General features: G+C 46.4%; 18 protein-coding genes. 10 read left to right on the forward strand and 8 right to left on the reverse strand.

Going from position 1 to position 20,953, the window contains the following annotated elements; all coding sequences use genetic code 11:
- Nucleotides 1-128 precede the first annotated feature (128 nt).
- Entirely contained in the window at nucleotides 129-1,916 is a 1,788-nt protein-coding gene (gene lepA / locus GWR21_RS03550; RefSeq protein WP_162330409.1) for a translation elongation factor 4, read from the forward strand.
- 153 nt (nucleotides 1,917-2,069) lie between these two features.
- Here lepA and GWR21_RS03555 read toward each other — a convergent pair whose 3' ends face one another.
- Both GWR21_RS03555 and manA read right to left on the reverse strand, forming a co-directional pair.
- Nucleotides 2,070-2,666, reverse strand: a complete 597-nt coding sequence (locus tag GWR21_RS03555; protein WP_162330410.1) for a DUF6580 family putative transport protein — start codon at nucleotides 2,664-2,666, stop codon at nucleotides 2,070-2,072.
- Between the two features lie 35 nt (nucleotides 2,667-2,701).
- Complete coding sequence (gene manA, locus GWR21_RS03560; protein ID WP_162330411.1) at nucleotides 2,702-3,928, reverse strand: mannose-6-phosphate isomerase, class I; 1,227 nt, start codon at nucleotides 3,926-3,928, stop codon at nucleotides 2,702-2,704.
- Nucleotides 3,929-4,002: 74 nt separating this feature from the next.
- On the opposite strand from manA, the gene GWR21_RS03565 reads away from it, so the two are divergent.
- Nucleotides 4,003-4,359: a YraN family protein gene (locus tag GWR21_RS03565; protein ID WP_162330412.1), complete on the forward strand. Its 357-nt coding sequence runs from the start codon at nucleotides 4,003-4,005 to the stop codon at nucleotides 4,357-4,359.
- A 174-nt stretch (nucleotides 4,360-4,533) separates the two neighbouring features.
- Here the strand turns inward: GWR21_RS03565 and purB are convergent, their stop codons facing one another.
- The gene (purB, locus tag GWR21_RS03570; RefSeq protein ID WP_162330413.1) at nucleotides 4,534-5,874 is read right to left on the reverse strand and encodes an adenylosuccinate lyase; all 1,341 of its coding nucleotides are present in this window, start codon (nucleotides 5,872-5,874) and stop codon (nucleotides 4,534-4,536) included.
- 64 nt (nucleotides 5,875-5,938) lie between these two features.
- Here purB and GWR21_RS03575 point away from each other — a divergent pair, with 64 nt between their 5' ends.
- Entirely contained in the window at nucleotides 5,939-6,679 is a 741-nt protein-coding gene (locus GWR21_RS03575) for a menaquinone biosynthetic enzyme MqnA/MqnD family protein (protein WP_162330414.1), read from the forward strand.
- A gap of 243 nt (nucleotides 6,680-6,922) precedes the next feature.
- Nucleotides 6,923-7,582 (forward strand): NADPH-dependent F420 reductase, encoded by a 660-nt coding sequence (locus tag GWR21_RS03580; protein WP_162330415.1) that lies wholly within the window; start codon nucleotides 6,923-6,925, stop codon nucleotides 7,580-7,582.
- 61 nt (nucleotides 7,583-7,643) lie between these two features.
- Here the strand turns inward: GWR21_RS03580 and GWR21_RS03585 are convergent, their stop codons facing one another.
- On the reverse strand, nucleotides 7,644-9,284 hold the full coding sequence (locus GWR21_RS03585; RefSeq protein WP_162330416.1) for a M1 family metallopeptidase: 1,641 nt from the start codon (nucleotides 9,282-9,284) through the stop codon (nucleotides 7,644-7,646).
- Between the two features lie 142 nt (nucleotides 9,285-9,426).
- Between GWR21_RS03585 and GWR21_RS03590 the strand changes: the two genes are divergently transcribed.
- The 4 genes from GWR21_RS03590 to GWR21_RS03605 all read left to right on the forward strand — a co-directional run bounded on the left by GWR21_RS03590 (nucleotide 9,427) and on the right by GWR21_RS03605 (nucleotide 14,351).
- The gene (locus GWR21_RS03590; RefSeq protein ID WP_238430154.1) at nucleotides 9,427-11,058 is read left to right on the forward strand and encodes an ABC transporter substrate-binding protein; all 1,632 of its coding nucleotides are present in this window, start codon (nucleotides 9,427-9,429) and stop codon (nucleotides 11,056-11,058) included.
- Between the two features lie 30 nt (nucleotides 11,059-11,088).
- On the forward strand, nucleotides 11,089-11,994 hold the full coding sequence (locus GWR21_RS03595; RefSeq protein ID WP_238430156.1) for a helix-turn-helix domain-containing protein: 906 nt from the start codon (nucleotides 11,089-11,091) through the stop codon (nucleotides 11,992-11,994).
- A gap of 78 nt (nucleotides 11,995-12,072) precedes the next feature.
- Nucleotides 12,073-13,098 (forward strand): oxidoreductase, encoded by a 1,026-nt coding sequence (locus tag GWR21_RS03600; RefSeq protein ID WP_162330418.1) that lies wholly within the window; start codon nucleotides 12,073-12,075, stop codon nucleotides 13,096-13,098.
- A gap of 572 nt (nucleotides 13,099-13,670) precedes the next feature.
- On the forward strand, nucleotides 13,671-14,351 hold the full coding sequence (locus tag GWR21_RS03605; protein ID WP_238430158.1) for a fatty acid desaturase family protein: 681 nt from the start codon (nucleotides 13,671-13,673) through the stop codon (nucleotides 14,349-14,351).
- A 99-nt stretch (nucleotides 14,352-14,450) separates the two neighbouring features.
- Here the strand turns inward: GWR21_RS03605 and GWR21_RS03610 are convergent, their stop codons facing one another.
- The 4 genes from GWR21_RS03610 to GWR21_RS03625 are packed head-to-tail and all read right to left on the reverse strand — an operon-like array spanning nucleotide 14,451 to nucleotide 18,020.
- Nucleotides 14,451-15,041, reverse strand: coding sequence for an HAD family hydrolase (locus GWR21_RS03610; protein WP_162330420.1), 591 nt, complete (start codon nucleotides 15,039-15,041; stop codon nucleotides 14,451-14,453).
- On the reverse strand, nucleotides 15,038-15,769 hold the full coding sequence (locus GWR21_RS03615) for an SDR family oxidoreductase (protein WP_162330421.1): 732 nt from the start codon (nucleotides 15,767-15,769) through the stop codon (nucleotides 15,038-15,040). Before GWR21_RS03615 ends, GWR21_RS03610 begins: the two co-directional genes overlap by 4 nt.
- A gap of 32 nt (nucleotides 15,770-15,801) precedes the next feature.
- A complete protein-coding gene (locus GWR21_RS03620) occupies nucleotides 15,802-17,133 on the reverse strand; it encodes an FAD-binding oxidoreductase (RefSeq protein WP_162330422.1) in 1,332 nt (443 codons plus the stop codon).
- Nucleotides 17,133-18,020: a decaprenyl-phosphate phosphoribosyltransferase gene (locus GWR21_RS03625; RefSeq protein WP_162330423.1), complete on the reverse strand. Its 888-nt coding sequence runs from the start codon at nucleotides 18,018-18,020 to the stop codon at nucleotides 17,133-17,135. The genes GWR21_RS03620 and GWR21_RS03625 overlap by 1 nt, the downstream gene beginning before the upstream one ends.
- A gap of 146 nt (nucleotides 18,021-18,166) precedes the next feature.
- Between GWR21_RS03625 and GWR21_RS03630 the strand changes: the two genes are divergently transcribed.
- Nucleotides 18,167-19,864: a hypothetical protein gene (locus GWR21_RS03630; protein WP_162330424.1), complete on the forward strand. Its 1,698-nt coding sequence runs from the start codon at nucleotides 18,167-18,169 to the stop codon at nucleotides 19,862-19,864.
- Nucleotides 19,865-19,887: 23 nt separating this feature from the next.
- Nucleotides 19,888-20,802: an EamA family transporter gene (locus GWR21_RS03635; protein WP_162330425.1), complete on the forward strand. Its 915-nt coding sequence runs from the start codon at nucleotides 19,888-19,890 to the stop codon at nucleotides 20,800-20,802.
- Nucleotides 20,803-20,953 lie beyond the last annotated feature (151 nt).

Consider the following 20,953-nt stretch of genomic DNA (forward strand, 5'->3'; position numbering starts at 1 on the left):
ATATTTTTTATATTAAATGTAGAGAAAATAGTACCAAATCTCACGGAGTAACCTATCCGGGAATAGCAAATTTTAAATACCTTTGCGGCTTGACGCGGGGCGTTAAACGCCTGGTTTTAAAAGCATATATGAAGAATATCAGGAATTTTTGCATCATTGCACACATTGACCACGGTAAAAGTACATTGGCTGACAGGCTGTTAGAGCATACCAAGACGATCTCTGAAAGGGAAATGCAGGCGCAGGTACTGGACGATATGGATCTGGAAAGAGAGAAAGGTATCACAATTAAAAGCCATGCGATCCAGATGAACTACGTTCAGGATGGCCAGTCTTATGTATTTAACCTGATCGATACTCCCGGTCACGTGGATTTCTCTTACGAAGTATCCCGTGCGCTGGCTGCCTGTGAAGGTGCATTGCTGTTGGTGGATGCTGCTCAGGGTATCCAGGCTCAGACAATTTCCAACCTCTACCTGGCGTTGGAAAATGACCTGGAAATCATCCCCGTGATCAATAAGATCGACATGGAAGGCGCCATGATTCCGGAGGTAAAAGACCAGATCATCGAACTGATCGGCTGTAAAGAGGAAGAGATCCTGCTGGCTTCCGGTAAAAGCGGTATTGGTATTGAAGAGATCCTGGATGCTGTTGTAAAACGTATCCCTGCTCCTAAGGGAGACCCGGAAGCTCCTTTACAGGCGCTGATCTTTGACAGCGTATTTAACTCTTTCCGTGGTATCATTGCTTACTACAGAGTTTATAACGGTACTATTAAAAAAGGCGATAAAGTTAAATTCTTCAATACTGATGAAGAATACTTTGCTGATGAAGTAGGGATTCTGAAACTCGGACTGCAACCTACTAAAGAGGTGAAGACCGGTGACGTAGGATATATTATTACAGGTATTAAGAATGCGAAGGAAGTAAAGGTAGGTGATACCATTACCACCAGCGCAAACCCGAGCCTCGAGGCCATTAATGGTTTTGAAGAGGTGAAACCAATGGTATTCGCAGGTATCTTCCCGGTAAATACGGAAGACTTTGAGGAGTTACGCGACTGTATGGAGAAACTCCAGCTGAACGATGCCTCCCTGACCTTCGAACTGGAAACATCCCAGGCACTCGGCTTCGGTTTCCGATGCGGATTCCTTGGTATGCTGCACATGGAGATCATCCAGGAGCGTCTGGAAAGAGAGTTCAATCAGACAGTGATCACCACTGTTCCGAACGTAAGCTTCATTGCGCATAGCACCAGGCAGGAGGTTATTATCGTAAATAACCCGGCCGAAATGCCTGATCCAAGTAAACTGGAGCGTATTGAAGAGCCATTTATCAAAGCACAGATCATTACCAAGCCCGATTATATCGGTAACATCATGACGCTGTGCCTTGGTAAGAGAGGTATCCTGATCAATCAAAGCTATCTGACTCCTTCGAGAGTTGAACTGATATTTGAAATGCCGCTCACAGAGATCGTATTCGACTTCTACGATAAACTGAAGAGCCAGACACGTGGTTATGCATCATTTGACTATACACCGATCGGTTACCGTGACAGTGATATTGCAAAGATGGATATCCTGCTGAACGGTGATAAAGTGGATGCATTGAGCGCCCTGATTCACCGCAGCCGTGCCCAGGACTTCGGTCGTAAGCTCTGTGAAAAGCTGAAAGAGCTGTTGCCTCGCCAGCAATTTATGATTGCGATACAGGCAGCTATCGGTGCGAAAATCCTTGCCCGAGAAACTATCAGCGCTATGCGTAAGGATGTTACCGCTAAATGTTATGGTGGTGATATCTCCCGTAAGCGTAAACTGTTGGAAAAACAGAAAGAAGGTAAGAAGCGTATGAGACAGATTGGTAACGTGGAAGTACCGCAAGAGGCGTTTCTTGCAGTACTCAAATTAGATTAATACGCGCATCAAATTTTGGGAAATAAAAGCGACCGGAGTGATCTGGTCGCTTTTTTATTATCAGGTACCTCCCGAACGTTTCAGTGCTAATATCAATACATAAAAAAAGCCGGCAGGAATTACTCCTGCCGGCTTTTAAAATATGCTTTCTCTTTAAGCCAGCTGGCCTTTAGGAGCAATTACCACTGATTTGATAGCTGACCATGCGCCAAACAGCACCACTGTAAAGAACACATTCCCCATCAGACCATTCAGGGCAAAGCTACTGAACAGATCACCTTCCTTATAGAAAGGAATGCCTGCTGCATAACAGGCGATCAGACCTGCACCTGTTTTAGGATACATATCTGTAGTCAGGAACGTTCCCAGATTTGTGATCAGGAAAAACAGTAGACCTGTACCGATAGACGACAACAACAGGGTTAATGTATTCACCTTTCTGATGCGGGTACCTATGAAGGTAATCAGCATGAATGCACCATATACGAAGAACAACTGACCCAGGTAATCACGATTAAGCGCCTGAATGCTGGTGAACAGCTGTAGGAACACGTCAGAGAGGAATAAAGACAATAATGGAATAATGTACGCCAGACGTTTGTCTTTCAGTACGATGCCGCCGAATAAAGCTGCTGCGCCAATAGCATTGAAATTCCACAGACCGGCCTGATTAGTCAGAATACGGCAGAGAGCAGACAGGAATATCAGCAGGCTGATGATCAGTATTTCCCTGATAGAATCCTTTTTCATAATGGGTTGATTATTTGCGTCAAAGATAACTGATTTTAAATAGATTGAACAGGTACGCTTGCCTTAAATATCACGGTACCTGCGTTGCTCTGAATATCGTAGGTAGTATCAAAATAGGTTACTACTGATTCGCCTTTTTTCAGGTTGATAGGCTCGCCTCCTTTTTCAGTGATGATAGCGGCGCCTTCCATTACCAACATGATTTCTGTCGCCTCACTGGTATGTTCATAGCGTTGTCCGTTCTGTATTGTAATACGGCTCACCACGAAGTCTGGCGCCGGAGAGTGGTAAATGCTTTCCAGTCCGCCTTTTACAACCTCGCCAGCCAGGATCTTCGGATGTACCGGCTCGAAACGGGTATGCTTCAGCAACTCTGGTACGTCGATGTGCTTAGGCGTCAGACCACCCCGTAAAACGTTGTCGGAGTTGGCCATCAGCTCTACATTCTGACCTTCGAGATAGGCGTGTGGAATACCCGCGTCCTGGAATACTGCCTCACCCGGATGTACTTCCATGATATTAAAGAAGTAGATAGAAAAGATGCCTCTATCCAGATTTTCCAGGCCCTGAGGGTCATTGGCAATCGCTCTGCCGGCCCAGAAAGCGGGGTCGGATTTAGCCAGTCGGTTGTTCTGGTAATCTTCCAGTACAGACGCGGCGAGCGGGCGTAACATGCTGTTCACCTCTGCCTGTGACATTTCCATTACGACCTTGTATAGACCATAGTAGCCTTCTTTCTCGAATATAGGCGCCAGCGTAGCAAATTCTTTTACGCTCTGCAGCACATTCTTCAGCTTATCCTCCGGCAGGAAACCATGTAACAGCCAGAATTCGCTGAGCGCAACCATAATCTCAGGTTTATGGTTGGCGTCTTTATAGTTACGATGAGGAGCGTTCAGGGGAATACCGGCTTCATTCTCACGGGCAAATCCTTTTTCAGCTTCTGCTTTGGTAGGATGTACCTGAATAGAAAGCATATCTTTTACATCCAGGATCTTCAGCAGATAAGGCAGTTCTCCAAACCGGTCCCAAACTTTAGGGCCAAGCACTCCTGTAGGATCAGCTTTTACCAGCTGGTCAAGTGGTGTGGACTGACCGTCAGTAGCGATAACTGATGGCGCGCTCTGGTGTGCGCCCATCCAGTATTCTGCACTTGGTTTACCATTTTCCGGAATACCTAATAAAGCAGGAATGTAGTGATATCCACCCCATGCGTAGTTCTGTACCTTGCCATCCAGCCTGAATAATTTCTTCTCGCTCATGCGTAATATTGTTTATTTTCCTGTGATTGTTAACCTGTTGTTTTCCCAAAGGGAAAGCAAAAATAGTCAAAACAATGGCATCCCATATAGCTTTGGGCAAAAAAGGAGAGTCAATCGCAGCTGACTATCTCCGTTTACATCATTATAATATTATAGCAATTAACTGGCGGTACCGCCGGAAAGAGATTGATCTCATTGCCTGGGAAGAGAACTGTCTGGTGTTCTTCGAGGTAAAGACACTGGCCAGTGACCTGTTCGGCTGGCCCGAGCAACATGTGGATGCGTCCAAGCGCCGGCATGTACAGGCCGTTGCTTCGGCATATATGGATCACATGCCGCAGTTACCGAAGATGATCAGGTTTGATGTCATTGCTATTACATTCCAGCCAAACGGTGGGCACGAATTGCTGCATATGAAAGATGCGTTTTAGGAACCAGGTAGGAATAGTAAACGCTGCGAATGGATGTGTTGTTTGGAGAAGATAGGCTTCACCCCAAATAAGAAGACGAGCTCCTTCACGTCTGAACGTGCTGGAGCTCGTCTATAATATATTGTCACTTAGCACCTGTCAGTTACTGATTTGTAACGGCTGGTTAGATTGATGCTAGCCCCAGATACCAGTGTAGTTATGTGGAGTGATCGCTTTCAGTTCTTTCTTCAATGTCGCGCTGATCTTCAGCCCGTCGATGAACTTGTGCATTGTCTTCTGTGTGATGTGCTCTCCGCCACGTGTAAGGTCTTTCAGCGCCTCGTATGGTTTAGGGAAGTTCTCGCGACGCAGCACGGTCTGAATAGCCTCGGCAACAACCGCCCAGTTATTTTCCAGATCGTTTTCCAGCTTTGCTTCATTCAGGATCAGTTTTCCCAAACCTTTCTGCACAGATTTCAATGCCAGGATAGTGTGGCCGAAAGGTACACCAATGTTACGGAGCACGGTAGAATCGGTCAGGTCACGCTGTAAACGGGAGATAGGCAGCTTGCTGCTCAGGTGTTCGAAGATAGCGTTAGCCATACCGAGGTTACCTTCTGCATTTTCAAAATCGATCGGGTTTACTTTATGCGGCATTGCAGAAGATCCTACTTCGCCGGCTTTGATCTTCTGTTTGAAATAGTCCATGGAGATGTATGTCCATATGTCACGGCAGAAGTCAATGAGGATCGTGTTGATACGTTTGAGTGTGTCAAACTGAGCGGAGATATTGTCGTAATGCTCGATCTGGGTGGTATACTTCATACGTTGCAACCCCAGGGTGTTGTTCACAAACTTATCGCCGAATTTTTCCCAGTTGATCTTAGGGAATGCTACGTGATGAGCGTTGAAATTACCGGTAGCGCCGCCGAATTTTGCTGCGAATGGAATATCCCCCAGCAGTTTTACCTGACCTTCCAGTCTTTCAACGAATACCTGTATCTCCTTGCCGAGAATGGTCGGAGAAGCCGGCTGACCATGTGTACGGGCCAGCATCGGGATCTTCATCCACGATTTTGCCATTTTCTTCAGGTCCAGTATCAGGTTAGCTATTGCCGGCATATATACATGTTCAACAGCCTCTTTCCAATACAGTGGAGTAGCGGTGTTGTTCACATCCTGAGAAGTCAGACCGAAGTGTACCCACTCCAGTTTTTCTTCCAGGCCGAGCGCCTTCAGCTCATTTTTAACAAAATACTCAACAGCTTTTACATCGTGGTTGGTCACCTTTTCAGTTTCCTTGATCAGCTGAGCATTCTCAATGGTAAAATCCTGGTAGATCTTACGCAGGGCAGGTACCTGAGATTTGGAGAGTGTAAATACCTTCTGCTCTGAGAGGGCGATAAAGTATTCTATCTCTACCAATACGCGGTAACGGATCAGTGCAAACTCAGAAAAATAAGGAGCCAGTTCTTCCAGTTGTCTCCGGTAGCGACCATCCAGAGGAGAAATGGCGGTTAAAGCTTGTAATTGCATAATGTTATTTGATTAGTGAGCGTTTATCACTTTTTGCCTAATTTAGCCGGCAAAATTACAGAAATTGGAACGGAAAGTAAAAGTAGCGGCAGTAAGTTATTTGAATACCAGGCCATTATTGTACGGATTCAGGGAGCACCCGGTGATGAATATGCTGGATTTAAGTGTAGATTACCCAGCTAAGATAGCACAACAACTCATTGATGGAGACGTAGATGTGGCGCTTGTCCCTGTGGCAACCATCCCAAAACTGAAAGAATATCATATCATTTCTGATTTTTGTATTGGTGCGGAAGGTCCGGTTGCGTCGGTTTGTCTTTTTAGCGAAGTTCCCCTGCACGAAATAAAACGTATCTACCTGGATTATCAGAGCCGTACTTCTGTAGCATTACTGAAAGTACTGGTACGTGAACACTGGAAATTATCAGCAGAACTGATCGAAACAACCGGCGACTATCAGGATAAGATCAAAGGTACAGATGCCGGACTAGTGATTGGCGACCGTGCATTGGAACAGCGCCATGTGTCCCCTTATATATATGACCTCGCTGAACATTGGATGCGATTTACCAGTCTGCCTTTCGTTTTTGCAGCCTGGATCAGTAATAAACCGTTGTCTCCGGAATTTATCCAGCAGTTCAATCATGCAAACAGCATCGGCTTCCATAACATCCCGGCGATCGTTGCTGAGAATCCTTATCCTTTGTACGATCTCACAACCTATTACACGCAGAATATCAGTTATCCGCTGACACCCTCCAAGCGTCAGGGTATGCAGCGGTTCCTCAGCTATCTGATGCAGTAATCAACGAGCAGGCAAGGCTTACAAAGGTGCGGATTTCCAGTATGGATCAATCTGTCATCGGCTCATGAGTAGCCTATCAAATTATACGCGCCCTGCATGCTGCCTGTCCGTCATAACGGACAGGCAGCATGCAGGGAAGTGTCTGTTCCCTATTTCCTGATTATTAATAGTTAATCCTCAGCTCCTTCCACTTTTTTTACTATATTAGTTACCCATCTGTCTGTTCACACAAATTCCAGCATCATGAAAATTGGTATCCTTGGTAGCGGCCCTGTCGGACTTACGTTAACAGAAGGACTGATAATGGCCGGTCATGAGGTGATACTTGGTACCCGTAATCCTTCCAAGGAGTCGCTTCAGCAATGGATCAAAAAGAAGGGAGGGGACCGCGTAACTGCTGCGCCTTTCAGGGAGGCGGCCTCCCAGGGAGAACTACTGGTAATTTGTACCAACTGGGCGGGCACCCAGAAAGCCATTGAAGCAGCTGGATTATGGAATTTTAAGAATAAGGTGGTAGTTGACGTTACCAATCCTCTTGATGGCAAAGGGCCTGACCAGCAGGGTAGACTTAGCTTCTCTATCGGACATACAAATTCAGCTGGTGAGCAACTACAGGCCTGGCTACCTCCAGATGCTCATGTCGTAAAAGCGCTTAGTTGCATCGGACACGAATCAATGTTCCGTTCTCACCAAGAGCAGGAAACGCCCACTATGTTCATCTGCGGAAACAAAAGAGCGGCTAAAATGGCCGTAACAGGTCTGCTGAATGAAATGGGCTGGAAAGATGTGGTGGATATGGGAACGATAGAAATGAGCCGGAATATTGAGCCGCTGAGCATCTTATGGTATGCTTATGGGTTCAGGACGGGTACCTGGAGTCATGCTTTCAAACTGTTCAAATAAAAAGACCGGGCATATAGGGGATCGCTCCATATGCCCGGCCGCCTGATATCTTTCCTGAGAACTAGATCTCTTTTACATTAATGTAGAAGTTAGGATCTACTTTAAACTTCTTGATATCTGACAGGGTAAAACCTGTTGACTGCCAGTTCCTTCCCGGATAAATGAATGAATAGCCATTATCGGTCAGCGTTACCTTTACTGGCATATTGAAGTTCTCCACGTCGGTTACCCAACGGAATTTCAGCTGACTACCCTCGAAGTGATATTCCAGTGTAGGAATAGACGTACGCGTAAGATACTGTTCAAACACCTTATTGAAGTTCATGTTAGTCTTCTGATTGAAGAATTCCTCTACCTGACGGGTAGTGACGGTCTGGTGCCAGAAGGTCTTATTCAACCCGCGCAGGATGTCGCGGAACACATAGTCGTTGTTCACAATCTGGCGAATGGTATGGATCATGTTGGCACCTTTATAATACATATCACCACTACCTTCATTATTTACCCCATAATTGCCGATGATAGGAATATCATTCCTGATATTCTTTCTGATTCCCGTGATATAGGCAAATGCCGCTTCAGGACCATACTGACATTCAGTGAATAGTGTCTCTGAGTAGTTAGTGAAGCTTTCATGTACCCACATGTCAGCGATGTCTTTCGTAGTGATATTATTGCCGAACCACTCATGGCCGCTTTCATGTACAATGATAAAGTCCCATTTCAGGCCCCAGCCGCTACCGGAAAGATCAGTGCCTTTGTAACCCATCTGGAATTTGTTTCCATAGGCAACAGCACTCTGGTGTTCCATGCCGAGGTGCGGAGACTCAACGAGTTTATAGCTGTCCTTATAGAAAGGATATTTGCCAAACCAGGACTCAAAACATTTCATCATCTCTTTCACGACGGTGAAATGTGTACGGGCAGTATCTACGTTATAATCGAGTACCCAGTAGCTAAGGTCAAGTTTTCCGCCTTCACCTGAATAGGTATCTTTGAACTCTGAATAGTGACCAATGTTCATGGCCACATCATAATTATTGATCGGATTGGCCACATACCAGGTCCATACGATATTACCATCTTTGTCAACGGCTTTTTTCTTCAAACGACCATTTGATACGTCTACGAGGTCGGGAGGTGTAGTGATGGAGATGGTCATATTATCCGGTTCGTCACTCTGATGATCTTTATTCGGCCACCATACGCTGGCCCCAAGTCCCTGACAGGCAGTAGCGATCCAGGGCCTGTTCTGATCATCTCTTTTCCAGATCAGACCACCATCCCAGGGAGCGTTCTTTGCAATGCGGGGTTTACCATGATAGGCGATAGTGATCTTTTTTAGTTTCCCTTTGACCTGTTTTTTAGCAACCAGGTCGATGAAGATCACATTGCCCTCCCTTTTATACGGGACACTTTGTTTATCCTGTGTAACACTATCAACCGCCAGCGGTTCCTGCAGGTCTATCTGCATAACACTGTCCACTTTCAGCACCTTGTAGGTGATCGTATTCGACCCTGCCAGTGTACTGTCACTGAGATTAGGTTTTACGCGCAGATCGTAGGATTTAACATCCCACCAGGCTCTTTCACGGGTGATCGTACCCCTGAGTGTGTCTTGCCGGGTAAATGTAGTTTGATGTTGGGCGCCGGCTGTTAATGCCGTAAACAAAACCAATAAAAGCATAGGAATGCCTCGCATAGAAATTCTTATTTTATGCGGAAAGGTATTAATTTTCGTGTAATAATGCCTAACGCTGAAGGTTTAATGCTTAATGGTTTATGAAGATATCCATAAGCGGCATACAACAGATGCTCAATGGCGTAAGACCCTTCGCATGTATATGAGATATTTATGTATAGTAGTTGTTGTGTTACTGGCGGCCTGTGGCACCCCGTCCTCTTCAGACAAACAGGTGTTCCGGTATAATGTCCAGGAGGGAATTGCCTCCCTAGATCCTGCCTTTGCCAAAAATCAGGCAGTTATCTGGGCGGTGAGGCAGTTATATAATACCCTGGTTGAGCCGGATGCTCAGTTAAACATACGTCCGTCCCTGGCTACCCGCTGGGATATATCTCCTGACCATAAAACATTGACCTTTCATTTAAGAACGAATGTCTATTTTCATGATAATGAGGTGTTTCCCGGAGGGAAAGGTCGCCGGTTAGTCGCCAGTGATGTGGTATATAGCCTGCGTCGTATTATGGATCCGGCAACAGCTTCGCCGGGTGCCTGGATCTTTAACGGGAAGGTAGATAAGGAGAAAGGCTTTCTGGCATTAAATGATTCCACCTTCCAGCTGTCATTGTTACAACCGTTCCACCCGATATTGGGCATCCTGAGTATGCAGTATTGCTCGATCATACCTCACGAGATAGTAGATAGATACGGAAAAGATTTCCGTAAACATCCCTGTGGCTCGGGTCCTTTCCAGTTTTCTTTCTGGGAAGAAGGGCAGGCGTTGGTCCTGCACCGTAACCCCCACTACTTTGAGAATGACAGTGCCGGACGCCCATTACCATATTTAGATGCGGTAAAGATCAGTTTCCTGGATAGTAAGGCAACCGAATTTCTGCTGTTCCGGCAGGGACAGCTGGACTTCATGAATGATATTGATGCCTCTTTTAAAGATGAAGTACTGACGAAAAAAGGTAACCTGAAAAAGGATTGGGAGGGTAAATTGGTACTGGACAAGAGTCCCTATCTGAATATCGAATACTTTGGCTTTCTGATGGATAGTACTAATTCCGCCGTAAAACATTCATCTTCAGCTATTCAGAAAGTCAGGCTGGCTATTAACTATAGCATAGACCGGACCCGGATGATCACCTATCTGCGGAATGGGATCGGCTTTCCGGCCACTGCAGGGTTTGTGCCAATGGGATTGCCTTCATTTGATACAAGCCGGGTGAAAGGGTACCGGTATGATCCCGTGAAGGCAAGGCAGCTATTGCAGGAAGCCGGATTCCCGGAAGGGAAAGGACTGCCAACAATTAAGTTGCTGTCCATACCCGTTTATGAAGATTATGCCAATTACGTGGCCAACCAGCTGCAGCAGGTAGGTATTCCTGTGCAGGTAGAGGTGATGCAGAAGGCACTTTTATTGGAGCAAACGGCTAAATCGCAGGCATTGTTTTTCAGAGGGAGCTGGATGGCCGATTATGCAGATGCGGAGAATTACCTGGCTGTCTTTTATAGTAAAAACCCTGCGCCCCCAAATTATACCCGCTATCATAATCCGGCGTTCGACCTATTATATGAACAATCACTGAGTGAGAATAACGATTCTCTCCGCTACCTGTTATATCAGCAAATGGATAAAATGGTACTGGCAGATGCCCCTGTTGTACCCCTGTTTTACGACCAGGTGATCCACCTGGTGCAACCCAACGTGGAAGGATTTACCAGCAACGCGCTGAACCTGCTGGAGCTTAGGAATGTGAGGATCCGGCCCAGGATCATTAATGAAAATTAACGGCTCGGAAGTCCGGACAAAGTTTGAAATTTGCAAAAAGCAATTGTCATGAATGGTGTCATGCATCCGTGGGAATCTCCACATTTTACGATGGGCAGTCAATATGGTTCTCCCCAGTTTAATGCCTTCACCCTGGAGGAACGGTTAGCTGCGGGGATTGTTTATCCAACCTTCATACGCCGGGATTTTTACAAGATCATGCTCTTTCAGGGAAGGGCTGTTTTCCATTTTGGTGATGAAAGTATCGCCGTAGATGGAGACACATTATTGTTTTTTAATCCGAGGGTGCCCTACACGTATGGTGACATTCCGGCTGACCTCAAAGGTTATTGTTGCGTCTTTACAGAAGCGTTCTTCCATGAGCATTTTAAGGCGAAGCTGACCGACATTCCGCTGTTCCGGCAAGGGGTTAAACCAATATTTAAGATAGATGCTAAAGTCGTTAAAGAAGTAAGTAGCTCATTTGATAAGATAATCAGTGAGTTAAATAGTGATTACGCCTACCGGTTTGAACTCATAAGCAGCTATGTAAATGAGCTGATTTATTATGCAATGAAGCTAAATCCGTTCCAGCATCCGGTGTCCGAAGGGAATGCAACTGCCCGGATCACCAGTGTGTTCTTCGAACTGCTGGAGCGGCAATTTCCGGTAGACCTTTTTTCCTCTCGTATACTCCTGCGAACTCCTAAAGACTTCGCCGAACGACTCGCCATTCACGTCAATTATTTAAACCGTGCCGTAAAAAAAGAGACAGGTAAGACGACCTCGGAACTGATCTTCGACCGACTTGTTAATGAGGCAAAAGGGATGCTGAGACATAGTAATATGAACATTGCCGAGATCAGCGACGTGCTGGGATTTGAGGACCAGGCGCACTTTAATAACTTCTTCAAAAAGCGGACGGGGCAAACTCCATCTATGTTTCGGCAGGTTTGATTTTTACAAATAACGGTTTGATAGCTACAAAATAATCATAGTAGGTAGTCCTACCTTTGTGATGTAAAAAAGAACATCATGGATAAGACAACATATAGGACACCACAAGTGCCTCTTCATTCCGGTTTTGAAGGTGCATCAACCGCGGCTGATGTGATAAAAGAAATTGACCTTTCTGGTAAAACGGCTATCGTCACCGGAGGGTATGCTGGGATCGGTGCGGAGACCACCCGGGTACTGGCGGCTGCGGGAGCCAAAGTTATTGTGCCTGCCCGTGATACCCATAAGGCGGCAGCAACGCTATCAGGTATCCAGGGAGTGACAATAGCCAAAATGGACCTGATGGACCCTGCATCAGTTGATGCGTTCGCGGCACAATTCCTGGCTGGTGGACAACCATTACACCTGCTGATTAATAGTGCAGGTATCATGGCGCCGCCCCTGACAAGAGACAGCCGTGGAATTGAGTCTCAGTTCGCTACGAATCATCTCGGACATTTTCAGCTGGCCGTCCGCCTCTGGCCGGCCCTTGTACAGGCAGCAGGAGCCAGGATCGTGGCGCTCTCTTCCTGGGGACATCGCTATTCTCCGGTGATATTCGATGACATCAGTTTCGAAAACCGGGAATATGATCCATGGAAAGCTTATGGTCAGTCAAAAACGGCCAACGTCCTGTTTGCCGTAGAGGCAGACCGGAGGGGAAAAGATGCAGGTATCCGCGCCTTCGCAGTACATCCAGGTAGTATAGTAAGTACAGATCTTACCCGCTATATGTCTGAAGATCAACTTAAAAAGATGGGTGCATTGGACCAGGACGGGAAGCCGGTAATAGACCCGGCCAGGCAGCTGAAGACAATCGAACAGGGCGCAGCCACCAGTATATGGTGCGCCGTAAGCCCTCAACTGGAGGGAAAGGGCGGTGTGTATTGTGAGAATGCAGATATCTCTCCTGTGATAGAGAGTGATGGAACACAGGGAAGTAATGACCTGAGTCTTCGGAAGGCATCCAGCGCATTCGGTGTGTTTCCGTATGCCATAGATGCGGAGAACGCGGTACGCCTCTGGGAAGTGAGTGAACAGCTGACAGGTGTAAAGTTGCAGTAATATTTACCAATACTTAAAATGAGTGAGGATTAACTGGCTAGTGACTCTACAGCCAGGAATGTGATGAATATTAGCTGGTGCTGATGGTAGTAAAGCCAGCTGATATGCATCACTATTGTTAATTATCAGTTGTTTATCATGTTAGCCCTACAAACAGTCGTCTACCTATTCTGCACTTCCTACCTGCAGTATACTCGCTGATAAGCTGTAAGATAATCCGCTGCTGGATGGAAGAGGACTGTTCAGACTGGCCGTACCAGGAGAGAAAGACGCTAAAAACAGCTTTCAGTGGTCAAAATGGTGATAAGATTGGCCCCAAATTAAGGAGTTACACAATTTTAACATTTCCTAAACACCGCTTCTGTGGCTATCTCACCGCCGGTATAGTCCGTCTCAGTGCTTGATAAGTAATTATTTATAAGGGTTCCCGCTCATTTTAATATAACTTTGACCACTTATTCATTTACGTTTAAAGCGAGATAATGACTGCGATTCTGATATTCTTTTTTTCCCACTGGTTTTTGTCATTGTTCTTTCACACCTTTTTCCTGCATAGATATGCATCCCATCAGATGTATACTACGAGTAAAGGCTGGGAGAGAGTATTTTACTTCTGTACCTGGTTCTTCCAGGGCACATCTTATTTAGTACCAAGAGCTTATGGTTCTATGCACCGCATGCACCATGAGTTTAGCGATACAGAACATGATCCGCACTCTCCTCACTTTTTCAAGGACGTCTGGTCAATGATGTGGCAGACACGTAAACTATATAATGACATCTATGAAGGTAAAACCGTTGTGGATGAGAAATTTACAAAGAATCCTCCGCTGCCGGTTTGGGATGCTATGGACCGTTTCGGCGACCATATTATCACCCGTCTGGCATGGGCCGCGGTTTATATTGGTTTCTATGTAGCATTCGCACCAGCCTGGTACTGGTATCTGCTGTTACCCGTGCATTTCCTGATCGGGCCTGTACAGGGAGCTGTGGTAAACTGGTGTGGTCATAAGTATGGTTACCGGAATTTCGAGAATGGTGACAAATCCCGCAATACCAGCCCATGGGGCATCTTGCTGCTGGGAGAGCTGTTCCAGAACAACCACCACAAACACGGTGATAGCCCGAATTTTGCAAAGAAATGGTTTGAACTTGATCCTACCTATCCGGTAATGAAGTTTTTTAACTTCATCGGTATCATCAAACTGAAAAAGCCGGAAGCTAAGGTGGTGAACCTGAAGGCGGCTGCATAAATAAGATAGTAAGTAGAATAGATAGATACACATCAGGCCATCAGTTACAGTCGGAAGACCGTGATTGATGGCCTGGGTGTTTTTAGGAAGTATAGCATCCTAGAATTTCCTGAAGTAGCCGAAAGTCGCCATCTGCAGCATGGGTTTGTCACCGCTGGTGTCGCCATAGGCATAAATGTCTCCAAAAGCGGGCAGATCATATTTTTCACGGATGCGGCGTACCTTCTCTTCTCCGTTGCAATTGATGCCGTTGATCCTGCCAGTCACTCTTGCATCCCTGATCTCCAGTTGTGTACCGATACATTCAATACCGATACAGTCCGCCCAGGGTTTTACCCATTCCTGAGCGGAAGCAGTTACTACCACGACGCGGTGCCCTTTGGATATATGCTGTTTGATTTCCTGTTCAGCAGTTTCCCGGATCAGGCCAGGCAGTTTGTCCCGACAGAACGCGGCGCATTTATCCCGGAACTCATCCACAGGCATATTGCGGAAAAAATATTGTAACACGATCTCCTTCGCCTTTTGTTTTGAGATCAGCTTACATTTCATCATTACCAGTGCAGGCGCCAGCAACGCCAAACCAGCATATAGTGCTGCGTCTCCCTTCTGAAAGCGGATGATCTCAAACAGGGTATCCCGCCGGGTGATCGTCCCGTCAAAGTCAAAGAAGGCAATAGCAGGCTTCATAATTTCAGCTTTTTGAACATGAACTCAGGTATCGATTTGATAATGAGCATAATGTACCGCCAGAACCACCTCGTATAGATCTGATTCTTTTTTGCTTTGACGGCCCGGTAAATGTCCCTTGCGACATCCTGCGGCTGCGCAGTTAGCAGTGGGGGAAGTTTGAGGTTTTCCGTCATCCGGGTATACACGAATCCTGGTTGTACACTGAGCACATGTACACCTTTGTGGAACAGGCGGTTGCGGAGACCGCTGAGGTAAGCAGTAAAGCCAGCCTTCGCACTACCATACAGATAGTTGCTCTGCCGGCCGCGCTCTCCGGCTACCGAGCTGATACCTACAATGGTACCAGTACCACGGGTGGCATAGTCTTCTGCGACAATATTTAAAATGGAAACGGCGCCTGTGTAGTTCGTATGTAGAATACGGCTGGCTTCATTCCAGTCAGCCTGCCCTTTTTCCTGTGATCCGAGGTAGCCGAATACGGCTATTGTAATATCGGGTTTTACAGTCAGGGCGTTATAAAAAGCGGGGTGGCTGTTAAAATCAGTAGCATCGAAGGCATAGGTACTGGACTCCACGCCGTAGCGGATACGGAGGTCCTGCTCCAGTGGGGACAGGGATGCCTTGTTACGGGCTGCCAGTTGAATATCATATTTGTTACCGGCGAACTCACGGGCGATGGCAACAGCCATGTCTGACCCGGCTCCCAGAATAAGAACAGTAGGCATATATTTGAAATCGGTATTTTAAGGTAGTTGCGTTATTGCGTCAGCAGTAATCTGTCAGACTGTACTGAACGGAATAGCTTTTTACCGTTGTATTTTTTAATGATCTCGGCAAACTTTTGTGCATTGGGGTAGCTTTGCCAGAATACTTCCTGCTTCATGCGGGCATCTTTTGAGAGATAGAGGCGTCCGCCATATTGCAGCACAATTTCGTCCAGCTGGTCAAGGAATTCGAACAGTCCTTTACGTACCGGAAAGTCAAGGGCTAACGTATAGCCTTCCATCGGGAAGGAGATCAGGCTATCCTGTTTACCAAATACTTTCAGTACGGCCAGGAAAGAGCCCAGCCCTGCATCACTGATCTTTTTGAGGATAGCGACAAGACCTTCCTTCTTTTCAAGCGGGAGCACGAATTGATACTGAACAAAACCTGCTTTGCCATAACCACGGTTCCAGTGCAGAATGGCGTCCAGCGGATAGAAGAATGGCTCGTAAGGAATCACGTTGTTAATCTCCCTTTTGGTATTCTTCAGGTAGTACAGCCAGTTAAACGCCTTAACAGTCAGTGTATTAAGTGTGAAAGAGGGAAGATTGAACGGCATGGACAGTTTACGTTTGGCCGTCAGGTGTAAGGGCGCTTTACGTTGCTGTTCATTCAGCTCCCCGGGGGTAGCATGTTCACCTACTATGAGGATGCCACGGCCGAAGGAATCGCCTTTCTGCAGGCAGTCGATCCACGCCATGGAATATGTGTAATCTTTGTATTCTTCAAACAGGCGGATCAGATCTTCCAGGTTCTTCGCCTTGATCTGTTTCTGACGGATGTACGCAGTATCGATCTTTTTCAGACCAAACTTCACCCGGGTAATAATACCGGTCAGCCCCATGCCACCGCAGGTTGCCCAAAACAGATCCGGCTCTTTTTCGGCGGAGCAGGTGACTGTATCCTGATTGCCTGTGATAACGTCCATCTCTATAATATGTCCTGAGAATGAGCCGTCCACGTGATGGTTTTTACCGTGTACGTCAGACGCTACTGCACCACCTACGGTAATGAATTTCGTACCGGGTGTAACCGGCAGGAACCATCCTTTGGGAACTATAATATCGAGGATCTGATCGAGTGTGATACCCGACTGACATTCGAAGACGCCATTCGTAGTATCAAAAGCCAGCACCTTATCGTATTTAAGGGTGGATACACTGTATTGTGCCAGTGAAGCATCGCCGTAACACCGACCGTTTCCACGGGCGATAACAGCTGAATGGGAGGATATAAAATCCTGTACTTGTTCGTCCTGCGAAAACGTTGACTCATCGCAGGCGATAGCGGGGTAGTTCCCCCAGTTAGCTAACCGTTTTTCCATTACTCAAAAAAACTTTTGTTAGTGGGTAAATAAATAATCACATAAAAACTCAGCACCCACAGGAGTATGGTTAATTGAATGAAACGGTCTTTGTATAGGATTTTGGTTGGAGAACCTGTATTATTCTCCACATATGTTATTTGCAAATATCGTAATAATCCACCAATTACAAAAAGACATGTATAATATAAGCGGTAGGTATGGAAGTTAGACATGGTCTCAGGCGCCATTGTATACATCAGATAGGACACAATGATCACCGCCGATACCAATGCCAGCATTACATTTAAAAAATCCATATTGTATCCTTTGGACGCTTTGCGCATGTCTTTTCCGGATTGTGTTTTGATCAGCACATCATCCCTGCGTTTAGCAATGGCCATAAATAATGCCAGGAGGAATACCATGATCATCAGCCATTCGGATACGGCGAGATCCGCAGCTACACCTCCTGCTTTTACCCTCAGTACAAAGCCAGTGGACAGGATCAGTATATCCAGGATGGAAATATTTTTCAATCCCATCGAGTATAAAAGATTAATCACAAAATAAATACCCAGTACAAACGCAAACTTGGGCTTAACGTAATATGCGAGGAGTGCACCAATGGCGAGGCACAACACAAAAAATACCAGTGCTGCCGGTTTAGACACTGCACCTGAGGCAATAGGCCGTTTACATTTTACCGGGTGTATCCGGTCTGCCTCTACGTCTTTATAATCATTAATAATGTAAATACTGCTGGCAATGAGGCTAAATGCAAAGAACCCGATCAGTAACTCAATGACCTTGGAGAAAATGAATATTTCGCCCGCAAAGAAAAGTGGGATATACAAGAACAGATTTTTCGCCCAATGAGAGGGTCTTAATAATTTTAAATATTGCACGGGGATATAACTTATAGTTGACGCCAAGATACGGACTGATTATGGAACAACAATGCTAAAAAATGCTTATTTCGGGTAAATTCTACTATTTTTGGGCCCGTTCATGTTCATTTATACTCGTTTTCACCATTTTATTATCCCCGTTTATGCCGTCGACTTACGCTCCGTTCAGCCGGAAAGGTGCTTTTATTACGGAATTATTGATTATTGTTGGTCTGGCCCTGGTGCCTTTGTTTGTAACGTTTCCCTACAGGGTGAATATCTTTCTTTCCTGGGAAGGCGCTTACAGGATTTCTCAGGGGCAGCTACCTTACAAGGATTTTGGCCTGCCGCTGGGGTATGGTTTCTGGCTGATGCCTGCATTGTTCTTTAAATTATTTGGCGCCCAGCTCATTTCACTGGTGAAGGCACAGGTGTTTATGAACATCCTGGCAGGATTATCATTCCGTTCCATTCTGAAAAGTTTGAATGTAAAACCTGCGATCAGGGTATTGTCTGTATTACTGTTCGTGCTTTCGTATTCGTTCTTCAATTTCTGGCCCTGGTATAATCAGACGGTTATTGTCTACGAGTTGGTCGGACTCGCATTCCTCTTCCGCTTCCTGACGGGACCAGCAGGTAAAGTACGTTATGTGTTCCTTTTTCTGTCTGCCGCCTTTACATTCCTGTCTTTCTTTACCAAACAGGATGGTGGTGGACTCGCATTGTTGCTGTCCCTTGCCTTGCTGGGATATCATGCGCTGGAAGGGAAACGCTGGCTGGATGTGCCGGTTTTTCTCGCCTTTTATGGACTGGTCGCTGCAGCTGTCATTGTGCCGTTGCTGCCTTACGGTTTTGGCTATTGGTTCAATCATGGTCAGGCACCGCACAACTCACGTTTATCATTATATGACATCCTTTCTGAGGTGATGGGTGCTTCCCAATGGATCAAATTCTACTTTGTGATGGTGGTAATCTGCCTCATACCGGCATTCCGCAACTGGAAAGCTTTCTGGAAGAAACGAGAGGCAATGCTGTTCACCCTGCTGACGTTGGGAATACTAGTGGAAGCCGCTATTTTCCAGGTCACGAGTTATACTCCGCCGGACAATAATATATTCTTCCATGCTTTTGCCTTTGCATTTATTGCCAGCCGCTTACAGGACCAGCTGGAACTAAAGATCGAGCGTTGGCCTTCTTTCGGTCTGGCAGCCGCGTTGGTTTTATTGTGGTGGTCCGGGTCTTTCTGGAAATACCTGGACAGAATTGTAGCACGTGTCGTTCCACATGAGCAGGTGATCGCAGGTAAAGGAAATGTCGCAGTTGCTGATAGCAGTAATTATGCGATCTACAATCCACAGGTAAGTAAGACGGGAGAGAATGTCGTGTCCCGGAATAACTTCATGCTGAATACCGATACTACCGATGTGCCTGTAGAGAAATGGATCTTCTCCGATCTCTGGGCTTTTCACAAAATCTATATGCCACCTTCAACAGTCGAGGGCATGAAACGGTTGATGGCGATGCCTGTTGTGAAGGAGAAGAAAGGGACGCTTAAGCTGCTGAATATGACGGAATTAACACCGCTAGCGCAGGCGATGCCCTATAAGCTGGAGACAGGTAGTGACTACCCTTTATGGTATCACCTGGGTGTAGGCATGTTCAACAAACAGCTGGAGATGTTCAGCAATAAGGTGAAAAACCATTACTTTGACGTCGTGTTATACGAATATGCGCCGGGTAATAACAACTTCTTCCCGTTCGCGTTAAGGTATGAGCTGCAACAGCATTACCGTAAAGTAGATGAATTCCTGGCGCCCCGTCGCCCGACGAATGCCATCATTGAGGTGTTCGTAGCTGAATAGGGACGTCGTTAACGACTGATACTATGCCCAATAAACCGGATACTACAAAGCTCTGGACATTCTTATTTGCAGTCTATATTATTTGGGGATCTACCTATCTGGGGATGAAAATCGCCACGGAGGTAGTTCCCCCTTTTTTATTATCAGCCTTTCGTTTCCTCGTAGCAGGGACCATCATGGTTTGTATAGGCTGGCGAAGCGAAAAGCAACTGCCTACCCGGAAACAGTTTTTGTCAGCCGCCTTCGTGGGACTGATGCTGATCGGAATCGGTAATTCAACTACTGCATTGGCGGTGCATTACATGCCATCCGGACTAGTGGCTTTAATCGTAGCCGCCATACCGGTATGGTTTATAGGTCTGGACTGGGCCTTTTTCAGTAAGCAGCGGCCCACACTGATGACGGTGACGGGTATTCTGATCGGTCTGGCGGGCCTGTTCCTGTTATTCAATCCTTTTTCGGCTGACCATAGCAGGGACTATCCATTATGGCCGCTGGTAGTGCTGGCTGCTGGAATGGCTTGCTGGACGCTGGGCTCATTATCAGTTCCCAGACTGTCTATGCCGGCACCTATGACATCGGCAGGTTTGCAGATGCTAACAGGGGCAGTATTTTGTTTTTTAGTCAGCAGTGTAACGGAGGATGACGCCTGGAGCACATTGCATCACCTAAGTACCAGAACGATCAGTGCTTACCTCTACCTGGTCTTTATGGGCTCGCTGGTGGGCTTTACTTCTTATAGCTGGCTGACGCGTAACGCGCCACCACGGCTATTATCGACCTACGCATATGTAAACCCGGTAGTAGCACTGTTCCTGGGATGGGCGATCGGGCACGAAAGTTTGTCTGCAAGAACACTGACCGCCTGTGCGATCGTTATTGGTGGGGTGATATTGATGACGCTAGGCAAAAGGAAAGTGCAGGATAATAAAAAATGACTTCCTGTTATGAACGGTTCGGATTTACGGACTTACATGTGTCCAACTCAGTGCATGATGGCGAAGTCTGGCATGATGTGACGCTGAAGTCGTGACATCGCTGCCCCAATAAAGATATGACTGTCAGCCTCTTCCTATGATGACTGTGGAC

The sequence above is a fragment of the Chitinophaga agri genome (assembly GCF_010093065.1).
GTDB lineage: Bacteria > Bacteroidota > Bacteroidia > Chitinophagales > Chitinophagaceae > Chitinophaga > Chitinophaga agri.

What these genes read in the sequence shown, in the direction of transcription:
- lepA (WP_162330409.1), top strand. Translation starts at nt 129, where the DNA reads ATGAAGAATATCAGGAATTTTTGCATCATTGCACACATTGACCACGGT.
- GWR21_RS03555 (WP_162330410.1), bottom strand. Translation starts at nt 2,666, where the DNA reads ATGAAAAAGGATTCTATCAGGGAAATACTGATCATCAGCCTGCTGATA.
- manA (WP_162330411.1), bottom strand. Translation starts at nt 3,928, where the DNA reads ATGAGCGAGAAGAAATTATTCAGGCTGGATGGCAAGGTACAGAACTAC.
- GWR21_RS03565 (WP_162330412.1), top strand. Translation starts at nt 4,003, where the DNA reads ATGGCATCCCATATAGCTTTGGGCAAAAAAGGAGAGTCAATCGCAGCT.
- purB (WP_162330413.1), bottom strand. Translation starts at nt 5,874, where the DNA reads ATGCAATTACAAGCTTTAACCGCCATTTCTCCTCTGGATGGTCGCTAC.
- GWR21_RS03580 (WP_162330415.1), top strand. Translation starts at nt 6,923, where the DNA reads ATGAAAATTGGTATCCTTGGTAGCGGCCCTGTCGGACTTACGTTAACA.
- GWR21_RS03585 (WP_162330416.1), bottom strand. Translation starts at nt 9,284, where the DNA reads ATGCGAGGCATTCCTATGCTTTTATTGGTTTTGTTTACGGCATTAACA.
- GWR21_RS03590 (WP_238430154.1), top strand. Translation starts at nt 9,427, where the DNA reads ATGAGATATTTATGTATAGTAGTTGTTGTGTTACTGGCGGCCTGTGGC.
- GWR21_RS03600 (WP_162330418.1), top strand. Translation starts at nt 12,073, where the DNA reads ATGGATAAGACAACATATAGGACACCACAAGTGCCTCTTCATTCCGGT.
- GWR21_RS03605 (WP_238430158.1), top strand. Translation starts at nt 13,671, where the DNA reads ATGTATACTACGAGTAAAGGCTGGGAGAGAGTATTTTACTTCTGTACC.
- GWR21_RS03610 (WP_162330420.1), bottom strand. Translation starts at nt 15,041, where the DNA reads ATGAAGCCTGCTATTGCCTTCTTTGACTTTGACGGGACGATCACCCGG.
- GWR21_RS03615 (WP_162330421.1), bottom strand. Translation starts at nt 15,769, where the DNA reads ATGCCTACTGTTCTTATTCTGGGAGCCGGGTCAGACATGGCTGTTGCC.
- GWR21_RS03620 (WP_162330422.1), bottom strand. Translation starts at nt 17,133, where the DNA reads ATGGAAAAACGGTTAGCTAACTGGGGGAACTACCCCGCTATCGCCTGC.
- GWR21_RS03630 (WP_162330424.1), top strand. Translation starts at nt 18,167, where the DNA reads ATGCCGTCGACTTACGCTCCGTTCAGCCGGAAAGGTGCTTTTATTACG.
- GWR21_RS03635 (WP_162330425.1), top strand. Translation starts at nt 19,888, where the DNA reads ATGCCCAATAAACCGGATACTACAAAGCTCTGGACATTCTTATTTGCA.